This is a genomic window from Microbulbifer sp. MI-G (assembly GCF_030440425.1).
In the GTDB taxonomy this organism is placed as follows: domain Bacteria; phylum Pseudomonadota; class Gammaproteobacteria; order Pseudomonadales; family Cellvibrionaceae; genus Microbulbifer; species Microbulbifer spongiae.
Genome location: NZ_CP098023.1, coordinates 3025002 through 3038405, shown reverse-complemented (window position 1 = coordinate 3038405; position 13404 = coordinate 3025002). Strand labels below are relative to the sequence as shown.

Below are 13404 nucleotides of genomic sequence, written 5' to 3'. Positions count from 1 at the left end.
TTGATTTGAGTCATGCCGCTTGGGCAGACTCGGTTTGTTGATAATACAGGTTTTCGTATTCAGCTGGAGGCATATCGCCAATTGGCCCAAGAATGCGGCGATGGTTAAACCAGTCGACCCAGGTCAAGGTTGCATGTTCAACCTCATCCAGCCCTTTCCAGGGACCTGCCCTGTGGATGACCTCCGCCTTGAATAAACCGTTGATGGCTTCTGCCAGTGCGTTGTCGTAGGAGTCGCCGACACTGCCGACTGACGCCTGAAAACCCGCCTCACTAAGCCGCTCGGTATATCGAATTGACAGGTACTGACTACCTCGATCACTATGATGGGTAACGCCACGGGGCTTACCTCGTACCCACAGTGCCTGCTCCAGAGCATCAAGCACAATGTCGGTTTGAAGGCTCTTTAATACGCGCCAGCCAACAATGTGGCGGGAGAATACGTCGACAACGAATGCGACATAAACAAAACCAGACCAAGTTGCGACATAGGTTATGTCGGCCACCCAAAGCTGGTTGGGGCGCTCTGCCGTAAACTCGCGATTCACCAGATCCAGCGGCTTATCGGCCAGCTCATCCGGGATAGTCGTAACGCAACGTTTGCCTCTTCGAACACCTTTCAATTGCAGTACCTTCATCAGCCGTTCAACTGTGCAGTGGTTTTCTTCGTAGACCCGCTGGATCTCAGGCTTCAGCTCATCGTCACGTTGAGCGCGCGCACAGCGTTGCTCTGGATTGGCCTGTAGATGCTTGCAGCGGTAAAAGGTCGACGGTGCAATCGGCAGAACCTCACAGATTGACTCGACACCGTGCGCCTCACGTTCCTGGTCAATGAATGCCACCATTACTTCGGTTTGCGGTCGAGCTCCGCCTGGGCGAAAAAAGCGGCAGCCTTGCGCAAGATCTCGTTAGCGCGCTTCAGCTCACGGACTTCGCGCTCCAGCTCTTTGAGGCGGGCTGCGTCGCTGCTGGTGGTGCCGGGTTTAGTACCATTGTCGACTTCCATCTTGTTGACCCATGATCGTAGGGTCTCGGGTGTGCAGCCGATCTTGGAAGCGATAGATGTGATCGCTGCCCAGCGTGATTGGTGCTCGTGCTCGCCGGTCAACACCATGCGAACTGCGCGTTCCCGTACTTCGGGGGAGTATCCAGGTCGTTTGCTCATTGGCTAATTCTCTCAAGAAAGTTAGCCTCCGAGAAACCCGGGGGATTCAGCTCACAATTTGAGGCCCATGACCTGGCGGGACTACGCACCAACCAGGAACAATTTTGTGAGGACACTTGCGCTTCAGAACAGTACGAAAGGACGGTGGAGACCTTTACCAAAAACCCTGATCCACCAGGTGCAGTGATGAATTGGGTGTGCAGAAATAACTGGGATTATCTTGATTTAATGAAGTATCCGCTCAATCTCAACCCTCGTCCATAAAATAAAATGAGGCAGGGGGGAATTGCGCAGGAATATACGGTTTAAGCTGGATCTGCGAGCGTGAAACCGTAAGTTTTTGTTCAAATGCCCCCGCTAGTCCATACTGCCAAGATTTTGGGTGATTTCGTAGTTCATCGTATAGCCACATAATTCACCATACTGAATTAGCAAGCTAACTTTTGGTGCTTCCCGTGAGAAAATGATTTGAACCATTTGTTTATTTTTAACTTCACGAAACCTCAAGCTAGTAGATAATATAGGAGCCTCAACATCACGTCCCTCGGCATCAAACTCATACTCACCAAGTTCTAGAGACACATCATATAACTCATTGCCTTCATATTCCTTTAAAATAAATACATTCGCAAGGATTATAGAATTCCCTTCATTGCGCCAATCTATTGATACACTTTCTGAACTTACCCCTTTGGGAAGCCCTTCAGGGCAAGTTAAACTCAACGCCCAAGATGACTGGGCAACAAATCCAAAAGCGATTAAAAATATTAATTTATGAAATTGACACTTCCTCTAGACGGACAAAAACGCACCCTTTAAGATGCGTCATGCGCTCAAGCTTCTTTTCATTGATTTTAATCTTTATTGATTGAAGCTAAGGAAATTAATTTTTCCTCAAATATCTCCCATGAAATACGCCAATAAGATATTGCTTCCAAATATTCTTTAGGGGCTTCGTTACTTTCGAAAGCAACCCTTTTTGCTTTTAATGACTCTAAAAATGGAGCGTTTGAAAATGCTTTTACAGCCAAACTACCTGTGATTATTTTCCATAAGGAATCAAATTCAAAAATTTCATCATGTAATGTACTTGCATATAGTAGCTTTTCTTCAGTGCATGCCTCGTAACCATTTATATCATCTTTACCCATTGATAAGTAATTAACCTGAGCATCTAAATATTTCACATTAAAGAAAATCAAGTACTCGCTTCCTGCCAATAGCGAGGAAGTGGATTTGAACACAATCTTTTTCTCTTTACCCTTATAGTTAGAAATTGCGTTTGCCGTGTATCTAAAACCGCAATTATATACTTTTCCATCACGATAAATATAACTTTTTTCACTACTATTAATTTCTATCTTTGATACCTGGAATGATCCTTGAAAAAGCTCACTTAAACTCTTTTTTTGTACCGTATATGCTTTCAAGTGTATAGGAACACAAAATAAAAGGCCCATACATATCAGCTTAATTATATATATAATTTTCATTCAGAACCCTTTTTCCAAATCTCTACAACAGTCCTTCCCATTCGAGTGGCTTGACTTTGGGATATTTTTTTACCAAAACCGCCCTTTTTCCAAAGAATCTGATTGTTTGGCTCCATGTGAAATATTTCATGTGCAACAGTGTCTAAAGCAATCTCGAATGTTGTGGCGCCACCTCTAAAAACTGTCGCCCCTGTGTAGTCGTATATATCCATTTCTGCGACTTTCCCTGCGACCTTAATATCAGCAAACTTAAAACCTTATTATCTAGCCCGCCCTCTATGTTATCAATAAAATTAAACTCATCAGGCAAAACTCCCTTCTCATACAGTGTCCTAAATTCTTTCTGAGCGAGCTTCATGTTTGCTTCTTCTTGGGCCGCTGGACTCTTTGAGTCTTTAAGCGCCGCCTCCTTTCCTGGATAGTTTTTTTGGTCAAAATGCCCCATCGCATGACGCGCCCCGGCACTCAACAAGCCTCCGGCAAAGCCATCCTTAAAACGACCACCCAAAGCCTTCGCCGCTGCACCACCTGCCAGACCGCTGGCCACATAGTGTCCGGCAACACCTAGCGACGTCTGGGATAGTGCATCTCCAAGACCACCGCTGATATTACCAACCACCATCCCCACCGCAAAGCCCGTTAGCGCATCCTCTATAGGAGTCAGTTAGCGATATTTCTTGCGGATAACTGAAGAGATGTAATCTATTTATTACTAAGATTTTGGGTGATTTCATAGTTCATCGTATAGCCACATAATTCACCATACTGAATTAGCAAGCTAACTTTTGGTGCTTCCCGTGAGAAAATAATTTGAACCATTTGTTTATTTTTAACTTCACGAAACCTCAAGCTAGTCGATAATAAAGGAGCCTCAACATCACGCCCCTCGGCATCAAACTCATACTCACCGAGTTCTAGAGACACATCATATAACTCATTGCCTTCATATTCCTTTAAAACAAATACATTCGCAAAGATTATAGAATTCCCTTCATTGCGCCAATCTATTGATACACTTTCTGAGCTTACCCTTTTGGGAAGCCCTTCAGGGCAAGTTAAACTCAATGCCCAGGCTGACTGGGCAACAAATCCAAAAGCGATTAAAAATGTGAATTTCATAAAGCTATCTTTAGGTAACATATTAAAAACCTTTACGATAAAATCATATCGACTTAAATCCTCTATTCCCGTTAATCCTATTGCTGGAACTATCGTACTGATAGCTGATGTGCTGGTCAACAGTATCACGGACGATAGTCAGCTGGCCCAGACTATCACGTGTTTCGACTTTCTTTTGATTCAAGCCGTTAATGTCGGTGCGTGCCATCTGTGTTAAACCGCTATATTCCACTGTATCAACCCGACCCGTAGCATCGGTTGAGCGTATGGCTCGGCCCAAGGCATCGTACTCAATGGTAGTTGGTATTCAGGCGATCCATTACAGTGCGGCTCAGACACGCTCTCTGTGTGCCCTAGCGCATTATAGCGGCTGATTACGTGAGCGAACCGACCATCAAGAGTTTGCGTGCTGCGCTTGATCTCCCGACCCAACCGATCAATAAAAACCCTGCTGGCCGCCCCGCCTTCTGAAGATTTAACGATACCATACACCGCCCTAGCCGGGCACAACCCATTCATATCGCGGCACCATTGAAAGCTGGTGCGGGTACGTACCGGTTCTTCTGTGCCGTAGGCGTATGTGGTCGTGGTAGCACGGCCAAAGCTGTCATAGAGATAATGAGTCGTAATTTGGTTGCTGTCGATGGTTGTCTTTATCATACCCGCGTTAATGTGCCCATCGGGATAGTAGTTGCTGGTGGCTATATGTCCGAGGGCGTTTGTTGCTTTCACCACAAACCGTCCTGTGGAGTCATAAGCCATGGTACTTTGCCGAGCATCAAAGTCCGGACCGGTGATCCGGGTTCGACGATGGTTGCCAAAGTAGTCAATATTTTCAAAGTGGGTTTGCTGCAGCACTACTTCTGTGCTCGGATGCAGTATCTTTTCAGTAAGCGCCTTGCCGGTATTGGTGTTGTAGGTCCATGCAGATTTCCGTGTTTTTTCGAGCTTACCTGTTACTTGTACTTTCACAGTAACTTTTTGTAACAGACCTAATATCCAGGAACTACCATTATTGATATAGCCATTTGTAGTGGTCGCGCTGCGCAGCAGTTGCCTGGCATTGTCGTAGATTTTGGCAGAAAGGCTAATCAGGTTATCAAAGTCATCATAGATATAGCTGTTCACTTTACGCTGTAGGAAGGCATTGTTCAGGTCGCGCTTGGTTACTTCGGTCCTCTGTAGTTGCGTACGATAGCGCCTTTTGGCCCCTGTACCTTCTTCGTTCGCTTTCCAATGATTGCTTGTATCGGACAGTACCGTCCCATTTCCCGCGATGGTCTTTACACGATTCATTTCCCAAGTCGTTTGGGGAAATACATCAGCTGGTGAGGCTAGTCCAAAAGGGAGACCCCCCGGCTTTGCCGGGGAGGCACGCATAGTTTGACAGATCCGGAAGTCCCATAGTAACTCCAATGTGTGAGCCGCCAAGCAACACACAAAGGAGTCACCATGAGACAAGTGGACAGTTTAAGTCACACGAAATGGGAGTGTAAGTACCACATAGTTTTTATCCCAAAGTATCGTAGAAAGGTGCTGTTTGGACGGGTGCGCAGAGAGTTGCCCACGGTATTTCACCAGTTGGCCCGGCAAAAGGAGAGCCTGATTGAGGAGGGGCACGTAATGCCGGATCATGTCCATATGATGATATCGATTCCGCCCAAATATGCTGTCTCCCAGGTGGTGGGGTATATCAAAGGTAAAAGTGCTATTTACATTGCGAGGACCTACTCTGGCCAGCGTAGAAATTATGTAGGGCAACACTTCTGGGCGAGAGGTTACTTTGCGTCCACCGTTGGTCGTGATGAGAATGTGATCAGGGAGTATATTCGTCATCAGGAGAAGGAAGATCGGCGAGTAGAGCAACTGAACTTGGTATGAAGATATAGGCAGCCCCCTTTGGGGGCTCAAGGAACGTTAGTTCCGTACAGACCGCTTTGAGCGGTTCACGCTTAAAGCCACCGGCTTTGCCGGTGGATATTTACTCATCTGGCACAGAAATTTGATGTCGTCTACTAAATATTGATTTTTCCTAAAGATTAGGATGAGATAAAGTCACGTAATAAGAGCTTTGGATCGCATATACCATCTCCATAATAGGCTATGATCACTGCTTCATTCCACTTTCCTTGAACACTAAATTCCCCAGATATTTTACTGTTCCCTGTTTTATAATCTAGTGGGATAACCGCTTCTAAACCCATTGCTGATACATTAAGCAAGATTACAATCTTATTGATTTCATGACCTCCATAACTTATGACTGCGTTGAACTCATAGTCTGAACTCCCGTAAAGTTTCCATGCATGAAGGGTATCTCTTTGAGCATTAGTTGGCTCAGCGCATCGAATTGACGTAGCCATAAGATCACAGGAGAATAACATTGCGAGGATAATAGAGATTCGCTTTGAATTAGCTAAAATTTTCGATAAAGTTAAGCGAAACGCAGAGCAAGGGCTTTCGGCCTGATGAGCGTATTTATAGCTTGCATATGCTAGACTTATTCTTTTTACTTCCTCTTCCATTTAATTCCGAGCCTTTGCTTGTTAAACAAAAAAATTCTCTACCATAACTTGTTAATTGTATTTTCTTAGTAAAAATCCTCCAAAAAATATTGCACTCTGATATTCTATGCGGATATTTTTCCGACTAGATTATACTTTTTAACAGATCTTTATGGTAATTATCAAAGTTAACTTCATTAGGTACACAATATACACATGCATTATTTGCGTGAAAAAATAACGATTTAGCAGTTTTCGGACCTCCAGTGCGTCTCAGCATGTCTTGGAGACAGAGAAAATACTACGTCACGGTTGTGACTGGCTGAAACCATATGAATCTCGGTAGTTCAACTTGTTCCTGAAAAGCCAGAAAGACCCTATTCAGTGCACCTTTCTTGACCCTGCGATTGTCCGCATGTAGATGCTGTACTAGCGGCCGAATTACTTCGGCAGGCCTCGCCACTAACAGCCATGCTCAGCTATATAAAGAATGGTGTTCAGCACCTGTCAGCTGGATATGTTCACGTTGCCGCGTAGAAGAGGCAGAAAACCTTCGATAACTTTGTATTGTTGTGCTGCAAATTCCATACAGTAATTATACAAGATTTAGCGTAAACAGGTGCTAATACCTTTCATTTTTCCATTTTCTTGTCCACATTCTATGAACCCTCTTATATTCTACAAAGTCCGAACCTCGCAATCCAAGAGAAACTCCTCTTGAAATAACCCATCCAGTTGCTTCTGCCTCTATAGCATATCTTTGGTAAGTTTGGGAAATCAGTTTATAGTACCCTGTCCGAATCTGTACTACATGAACCATTTCTTCTGCTAATGTTTGCGTAAAACGGGTACCATTCATTCTAGTTGCCAAAGATTTATCTATAAGAATTGTACCATTTTTATTCACTGTCCCCCAGGCCGGTTCCCCATTAGTAGCTATTTCAATTTCTGATTTACTTGCGAACGCTACATCAAATTCGGAATCAGATAAACCAATAGCATTAGATATTTCTTTTACTCGTGCATCAAGACCGCTATTTTGTTCACAATCACATATCTCAACATCTCCACTCCCCTTTTGTGCGGTCAATTTTGGTTGCGCTACTTTATCAAAATGCCCCATCGCATGCCGAACCCCAGCACTCAGCAAGCCTCCGGCAAAACCGTCCTTAAAACGACCGCCTAAAGCTTTGGCTGCAACACCGCCCACAAGCCCACTGGCCACATAGTGCCCGGCAACCCCTAGCGACGTTTGCGCCAATACGTCCCCCAGGCCGCCGCTAATCCCACCGACCACCATCCCCACTGCAAAGCCCGTCAGCACATCCCCTATCGGAGCCCCGTTGGCCAAACTGATGGCCGTATTGAGGTATGCCAGCGCCTGAAAATAGATTTCTGCAGCAGCTGGTGAAGCCACTATCGCTATGGCGATCCCTACCACAGTCGATAGGCCTGGTATCGCATTGAGGACTTTGCCCACTGCCTGAAGCTGGCGCTTGATGCCCTTGAAAATCCCCTTGGCTACGTTCTTTATTCCTTTCCAGGCTTTTTTAAATATTTTCCCTATTTTTTTAAACAATTTCTTAAAGAAATACCCACTAGGGTCAGTATAGCTTAGGGGGTTGTTTAACACATAACTGTAGCGGTTTAAAGCCTGTAGGTTAGTTCTATCCTGAATAAACGGGTCGGCACCGAGAAAGCGCCCTATTTCGGCATCATACACCCGCCCGTTCATATGGATCAGGCCCACACCGTCCAGTTGTTCATGACCGGTAAAACCCTTGTTGGTAATGCTGGAGGCTAGATCCCAGGGGTTCAGGGTCAAGTTGTCTTTTTCATAAGCTGTCATGCTCGCCCAAGGCTTGTTGAGCAATTGCTCCAGGCGGGCCAGGCTGGGGGCTCTGCGCTTGCCCCAGGCGTCAAAACTGAACTCTTCCACCAGATTCATTTGTTCGTCAGTAATGGCGGTGATTGAGCCCAGGTGGTCTTTATGTAAGTAGCGGGTTTTGGTATTCCCAAAATTGCCGTTACGGTCGTAGATGGTGACAATCGCCGACCCACCAATAAAGTGGCGCTCTTCCACGCTGCCATTGGATTTTTCCACCTTTTCGTAGAGGCCACCAATATAGGTGGTAGTGGTGGTATTGCCCCCTTCGCGGTCGATACGTTGAAAGCGATTACGCTCTGGGCCATATTTAAAGGCGGTGCTTTTGCTGCCTTTAGTAATCAGTGTGGGCTTATCGAAATAACTGTACTGGATAGTGCGGCCATCACCACTGGTCATATTTCCGTTGGCATCGTAACAGTAGCTGGTAGCCTTCGGGGCGCTGATGGTGGTGACCGCATGGGGGCCTGCCCGTCGGCCACAGGTGGTGCCACCATAGCTATAGTTGCCCACGCCGGTTTTGCTGAGAATGTTGCCCAGCGCATCGTAGGTAACGGCATTAGTGCGGATATCGCCATTGCCGAAGTCGCTGTGGCTGGTGCGCAGGCGGTTGAGATTGTCGTAGGTAAATTGTTCGCTGAACTGTTGCAGATAATCCGTGCGCTCGGTGAGGTTGCCGATGGCATCAAAATCGAATTCCAGATGCTGCACACTGGGGCTGCTGGTATCCAGTGGTCGGTAGGTACCAATCCCTCCAATACGGCCAGTAATGGCATCGTAAACCCGGAAGGTGCTCAGGCCATTACCAAGATTCTCCTCCAGAATATTGCCGCGCGCATCGGTTTGTGCCACTCTTTGGTAGGTTATGTTGTTGTTAGCGTTTTTAATTTCTACAGGGAAGCCGATGTCATTGTAAACCGTCTCCACCTTGAGACCGATGCCAGGATAAGTGACTGTTTCTGGCCGGTGCAGGGCATCGTACTGAGTTTTGACTTTATAAGTAACTGCTTGCGATGGCGTTGGCCCGGCAATAAACCACCGAGTTTCTGTTTCCCGAGCGTAGCGGTCATATACAAGAGTTTCTTGATAGTCTGGGCTGTTCACCCGGAACAGCTTGCCCAAGGCATTTACCGCGTCGTATGTCCATCTAGTTGTCTGGTTGTCCGAACCGGGGTTGGCACAGCCGTCGCTGGCATCACTCGCTACTCCCAGCCCGGTAGGCAGATTACCTTTATAATTATCTACACGTCTTACCATACGGCCCAAAAGGTCGTAGGCATTACAGGTGACTTCGCCCCTGGCGTTGGTTTGAGTGAGTAGTTGACCCAGGCCATTGTAGGTATAACGCCACAGCCCCTTATCGGGGTCATCCATGGCCTCTTTGCGCCCCAGGGCATCATACTCAATACGGGTGACATTACCGGCGTGATTTGTAACCAATGTCATATTGCCGGAACTGTCGTACTGATAGCTAATGCGCTGGCCAGCAGTATCATGGACCATGGTCAACTGGCCCAGACTATCACGCGTTTCGACTTTCTTTTGATTCAAGCCGTTAATGTCGGTGCGTGCCGTCTGTGTTAAACCGTTATATTGCACTGTATCAACGCGGCCCGTAGCATCGGTTGAGCGTGTAGCTCGACCCAAAGCATCGTATTCAATGGTAGTTAGGTATTCAGGCGATCCATTAAAGCGCGGCTCAGACACGCTTTCAGTGCGCCCTTGCGCATTATAGCGGCTGCTTACGTGAGCGAACCGACCATCCAGAGCTTGCGTGCTGCGCTTGATTTCACGCCCCAACCGATCAATAAAAACCCTGCTGGCCGACCCGCCATCTGAAGATTTAACGATACCGTACACCGCTCTAGCAGGACACAACCCTCTCATATTGCGACACCATTGAAAGCTGGTACGGCTGCGTATTGGTTCGTCTGTGCCGTAGGCGTAAGTGGTCGTGGTAGCACGGCCAAAGCTGTCGTAGAGATAATGAGTCGTAATTTGGTTGCTGTCGGTGCTTGTCTTTACCATACCCGCGTTAATGTGCCCATCGGGATAGTAGTTGCTGGTGGCTACATGTCCAAGGGCGTTGGTTGCTTTCACCACAAACCGTCCTGTGGAGTCATAAGCCATGGTACTTTGCCTAGCATCAAAATCCGGGCCGGTGATCCGGGTTCGGCGATGGTTGCCAAAGTAGTCAATATTTTCAAAGTGGGTTTGCTGTAGCACGGCTTCTGTACTCGGATGTAGTATCTTTTCAGTAAGCGCCTTGCCGGTATTGGTGTTGTAAGTCCATGCAGATTTTCGAATTTTTTGGGTCTTACCTGTTGTTTGCTCTTTCACAGTAACTTTTTGTAACAGGCCTAATATCCAGGAACTACCAGTATTATTGACATAGGCATTTGTGGTCGTAGCGCTGCGCAGCAGTTGCCCGGCATTGTCGTAGGTTTTGGAAGACAGGCTAGTCAGGTTGTCAAATCCGTCATAGATATAGCTGTTCACCTCCCGGTGCAGGAAGGCATTGTTCAGATCGCGCTTGGTAACTTCGGTCCTTTGCAGTTGCGTACGATAGCGCCTTTTGGCCCCTGTTCCTTCTTCGATCGCTTTCCACTGATTGCTTGTATCGGACAGTACCGTCCCATTGCCTGCAACGGTCTTTACTCGATCCACGGAGCCCTGGGTATAGGCGGCGTAGTTTTGACTGAAGGTGGTTGTGGTGGCAGTACCTGTATTGACATTTTTGGTGGTCATTTCCTGAAAGCCCAGGCTGCCATGGCCAGCTATATGAACTTTAAATCCTTTGTAAGTGTAGTGGTTGGTAAACACCCCACCGATACCGTTAGAGGTGATAACCCGGCTAACCACAGGACGGGAGAATTGTAAGTCTATTATGGGATAAGTGGCATCAGTGTTTTTGGTATAGACGTTGCTGTCGGTCATGGGTTTATAGGTAAATGCAGTAAGATGGTCAAAACCATTTGTAACCTTGACCATCAAACTATTAGATCCCTCTCCTACCGCTAATGCCGTATGAAAGTGCATTCCGACATTATTTTTAGCTATCCAAGCCAGATCCGTTAGTCCGTCCCCATTAAAGTCACCGGCCCTGATTGTCTTATAAGGGGTGAAGTTACCACTTGTGTGTGGCGCATTGTATCTAGCTGCGGCAAATTTACCGTTACCTATACCGAGTGCAGTATAAGCCCGTATGCCTCCATTAAATTTGTAGGTCCAGACCAGATCTGTTAGACCATCTCCATTAAAGTCTCCGATTATAGCAGGATCATAGTTTTCAAAGTTACCGTTAGAGCGAGGTGCGTTATAAATTGCTGTACTAAATGTACCATCCCCTTTACTCAGAGCTGTATAGGCCCTTAAGCCCCCATTATATTTGTAGGTCCAGACCAGATCCGTTAAGCCGTCGCCATTATAATCTGCTGTGATTGCTGGGCTGTAGCTTATAAAGTTTCCGTTACTGGGACTACTGCCAGTGACCCTTGAAAAACGTCCACCCCCTTCATTCAGAATGGTATAGGTGCGCAGTCCCTTTTCAGAACGAAAGGCCCACAATAGATCTGCTAATCCATCCCCATTTACATCCGCCGTCATAGGCTTCTGTGTAGTATGGTTTGCAAATTTAAATAACTGAGAGTCATATAAGGTCTTATGATTAACCTTACGAAAGACGCCATCACCTTCGTTCAGTACAGTGCCGATATAAGTAAAGTCTTTTCTTTGAACGATCAGAACTATATCAGTCAGTCCATCACCATTAAGGTCTTCGTATCGAGTAACGTAGTTATCAATAGTTAGAAAAACAGGATCAAGGCCTATATTGAAATTATAACTTTTGCGGGATTCAAACTGACCGTTACCCTTATTAAAAGATACCCGAATATTCAAGGTTGATTTTTTTTCGTCGTACAGAGCTATGCCAAAATCTGTGATTCCATCACCGTCAAATTCGCCAGCATGACCGTTACTCCCAACCATACTGCTGACTATTGATGCGCCAAAATGACCATTGCCAGAAGCTAATGCTATATATGATTTGGTTACAATTTGTCCATTGTTAGCAGAAATCCCGGCCCACCCTAGATCTGCTATACCATCCCCATTAAAGTCACCTGTTGACGGGTACATGTCAAGATTAGCATTGTGTCCACTGGGTTTAGTGTATTTTGATACCTGGAATGTGCCGGTGCCTTCATTTTGCCATGTAAAACGTGTCTCCGGAAGGCAACTGCGATCACCGCTGCATTCCTTAATACTTTGCAATTGTGATTTCTTTGTAACTGCGGCCTCTTGATAGGTTAACGTGTATTCGCGAACTAGGGTATTAGCTGAGTAGCTTTTCACTTTTGAAAGACGTCTCAAGTTCTTTTGCAGTGAGCCGCCTACATACGCTATGAATTTATCTGACCGGTCTTCATACTCGAAGCGCACAGAGTTATAAGGCTGGATACCAACAACATGGTTACCGGTATAGTCTATCCGTGTAGGATGGTAGTAGCCGTTGGCCTGATCTTCAAAATATTGGATGGTTAGATAATTTCTGAAACTGTCCTCAATACTATAAAGAGCCCAGATATAAACACTATTGCGGCCTTGAGCTTCGATGCGCGAATTGTCTGTTGAGCCGTACGTGTGAGTCTGGCCACTGCGGGTCCACACCTTGAAATAGGCAGGAGCCCCACCAGCCTGTCCATAGGAAACAATCTTACTAAAGCTTTCATCAACTGTGCGATATTCTGTGAGATGTTTTCCATAGGCGCCGCTATAAGCGACCAGCCTTTTCCCGTTCAGGCAGAATTTGTCCTTATCATCGAAGGCTATAGAGCCGATAAAGCCATCTTGCTTCAAAGTCGCAGCACAGCGATGAATCACTGATAATCCGGACAGGCTCCACCCTACTCCAAGCAGGCCATTACCAGCGTTACTGCTGTATGAGAGAGCCAAATCAGGCTGTATGCCCGATTTGCCGGGTACGACATAAATGGGGATGCTATAGTTGGCACTGCCATCGGTTCCAACTTCATGCTGGGAGCCGGTACTTCCTACACTACTGTCATGTATAGGATGGTCAAAAGCCAAGGCGAACGCTGAAAAAGAGAAGAGAAAGAAAAACGAAAGCCAGTACCAGCGGCGATAAATGGTATTTAGCATCTTAATAGCCCCAATTGCCCGAAGAAAAATACCACTTGAAGTCAGGCATATCCGTTTTTTAGCCAGGGCAGATTTA

The 13404-nt window shown here is 46.3% G+C and carries 9 protein-coding genes and 1 other annotated feature; of the genes, 1 reads left to right on the top strand and 8 read right to left on the bottom strand.

Annotated features, from left to right (window positions below; all coding sequences use genetic code 11):
* Nucleotides 1–10: 10 nt before the first annotated feature.
* The 6 genes from M8T91_RS12695 to M8T91_RS12670 all read right to left on the bottom strand — a co-directional run bounded on the left by M8T91_RS12695 (nucleotide 11) and on the right by M8T91_RS12670 (nucleotide 5072).
* Nucleotides 11–1164 (bottom strand): IS3 family transposase gene (locus tag M8T91_RS12695; protein ID WP_301414533.1). Its coding sequence is split into 2 segments (ribosomal slippage): nucleotides 11–876 and nucleotides 876–1164, totalling 1155 coding nucleotides; the frame shifts between segments, so codons are not numbered across the junction.
* Nucleotides 770–886: a sequence feature (AL1L pseudoknot), on the bottom strand. Its footprint overlaps the gene before it by 117 nt.
* 357 nt (nucleotides 1165–1521) lie before the next feature.
* Complete coding sequence (locus tag M8T91_RS12690) at nucleotides 1522–1887, bottom strand: hypothetical protein (RefSeq protein ID WP_301414532.1); 366 nt, start codon at nucleotides 1885–1887, stop codon at nucleotides 1522–1524.
* Nucleotides 1888–2018: 131 nt separating this feature from the next.
* Nucleotides 2019–2657 carry a hypothetical protein gene (locus M8T91_RS12685; RefSeq protein ID WP_301414531.1) on the bottom strand — a complete coding sequence of 213 codons (639 nt, stop codon included), beginning with the start codon at nucleotides 2655–2657 and terminating at the stop codon, nucleotides 2019–2021.
* A 142-nt stretch (nucleotides 2658–2799) separates the two neighbouring features.
* On the bottom strand, nucleotides 2800–3279 hold the full coding sequence (locus tag M8T91_RS12680; RefSeq protein ID WP_301414530.1) for a hypothetical protein: 480 nt from the start codon (nucleotides 3277–3279) through the stop codon (nucleotides 2800–2802).
* An 80-nt stretch (nucleotides 3280–3359) separates the two neighbouring features.
* Nucleotides 3360–3905 carry a hypothetical protein gene (locus M8T91_RS12675; protein WP_301414529.1) on the bottom strand — a complete coding sequence of 182 codons (546 nt, stop codon included), beginning with the start codon at nucleotides 3903–3905 and terminating at the stop codon, nucleotides 3360–3362.
* 84 nt (nucleotides 3906–3989) lie between these two features.
* Nucleotides 3990–5072, bottom strand: a complete 1083-nt coding sequence (locus tag M8T91_RS12670) for a hypothetical protein (protein ID WP_301414528.1) — start codon at nucleotides 5070–5072, stop codon at nucleotides 3990–3992.
* 156 nt (nucleotides 5073–5228) lie between these two features.
* On the opposite strand from M8T91_RS12670, the gene tnpA reads away from it, so the two are divergent.
* On the top strand, nucleotides 5229–5657 hold the full coding sequence (tnpA, locus tag M8T91_RS12665) for an IS200/IS605 family transposase (RefSeq protein WP_301413864.1): 429 nt from the start codon (nucleotides 5229–5231) through the stop codon (nucleotides 5655–5657).
* 158 nt (nucleotides 5658–5815) lie between these two features.
* Here tnpA and M8T91_RS12660 read toward each other — a convergent pair whose 3' ends face one another.
* Both M8T91_RS12660 and M8T91_RS12655 read right to left on the bottom strand, forming a co-directional pair.
* Nucleotides 5816–6301 (bottom strand): hypothetical protein, encoded by a 486-nt coding sequence (locus M8T91_RS12660; protein ID WP_301414527.1) that lies wholly within the window; start codon nucleotides 6299–6301, stop codon nucleotides 5816–5818.
* Between the two features lie 601 nt (nucleotides 6302–6902).
* Nucleotides 6903–13328 (bottom strand): FG-GAP-like repeat-containing protein, encoded by a 6426-nt coding sequence (locus tag M8T91_RS12655; protein ID WP_301414526.1) that lies wholly within the window; start codon nucleotides 13326–13328, stop codon nucleotides 6903–6905.
* Between the last annotated feature and the right edge of the window lie 76 nt (nucleotides 13329–13404).

Excerpts from the sequence above, each read along its gene's own strand:
- M8T91_RS12655 (WP_301414526.1), bottom strand. The coding sequence starts at position 13,328 with ATGCTAAATACCATTTATCGCCGCTGGTACTGGCTTTCGTTTTTCTTT.
- M8T91_RS12670 (WP_301414528.1), bottom strand. The coding sequence starts at position 5,072 with ATGAATCGTGTAAAGACCATCGCGGGAAATGGGACGGTACTGTCCGAT.
- M8T91_RS12685 (WP_301414531.1), bottom strand. The coding sequence starts at position 2,657 with ATGAAAATTATATATATAATTAAGCTGATATGTATGGGCCTTTTATTT.
- tnpA (WP_301413864.1), top strand. The coding sequence starts at position 5,229 with ATGAGACAAGTGGACAGTTTAAGTCACACGAAATGGGAGTGTAAGTAC.
- M8T91_RS12660 (WP_301414527.1), bottom strand. The coding sequence starts at position 6,301 with ATGGAAGAGGAAGTAAAAAGAATAAGTCTAGCATATGCAAGCTATAAA.
- M8T91_RS12680 (WP_301414530.1), bottom strand. The coding sequence starts at position 3,279 with ATGGTGGTTGGTAATATCAGCGGTGGTCTTGGAGATGCACTATCCCAG.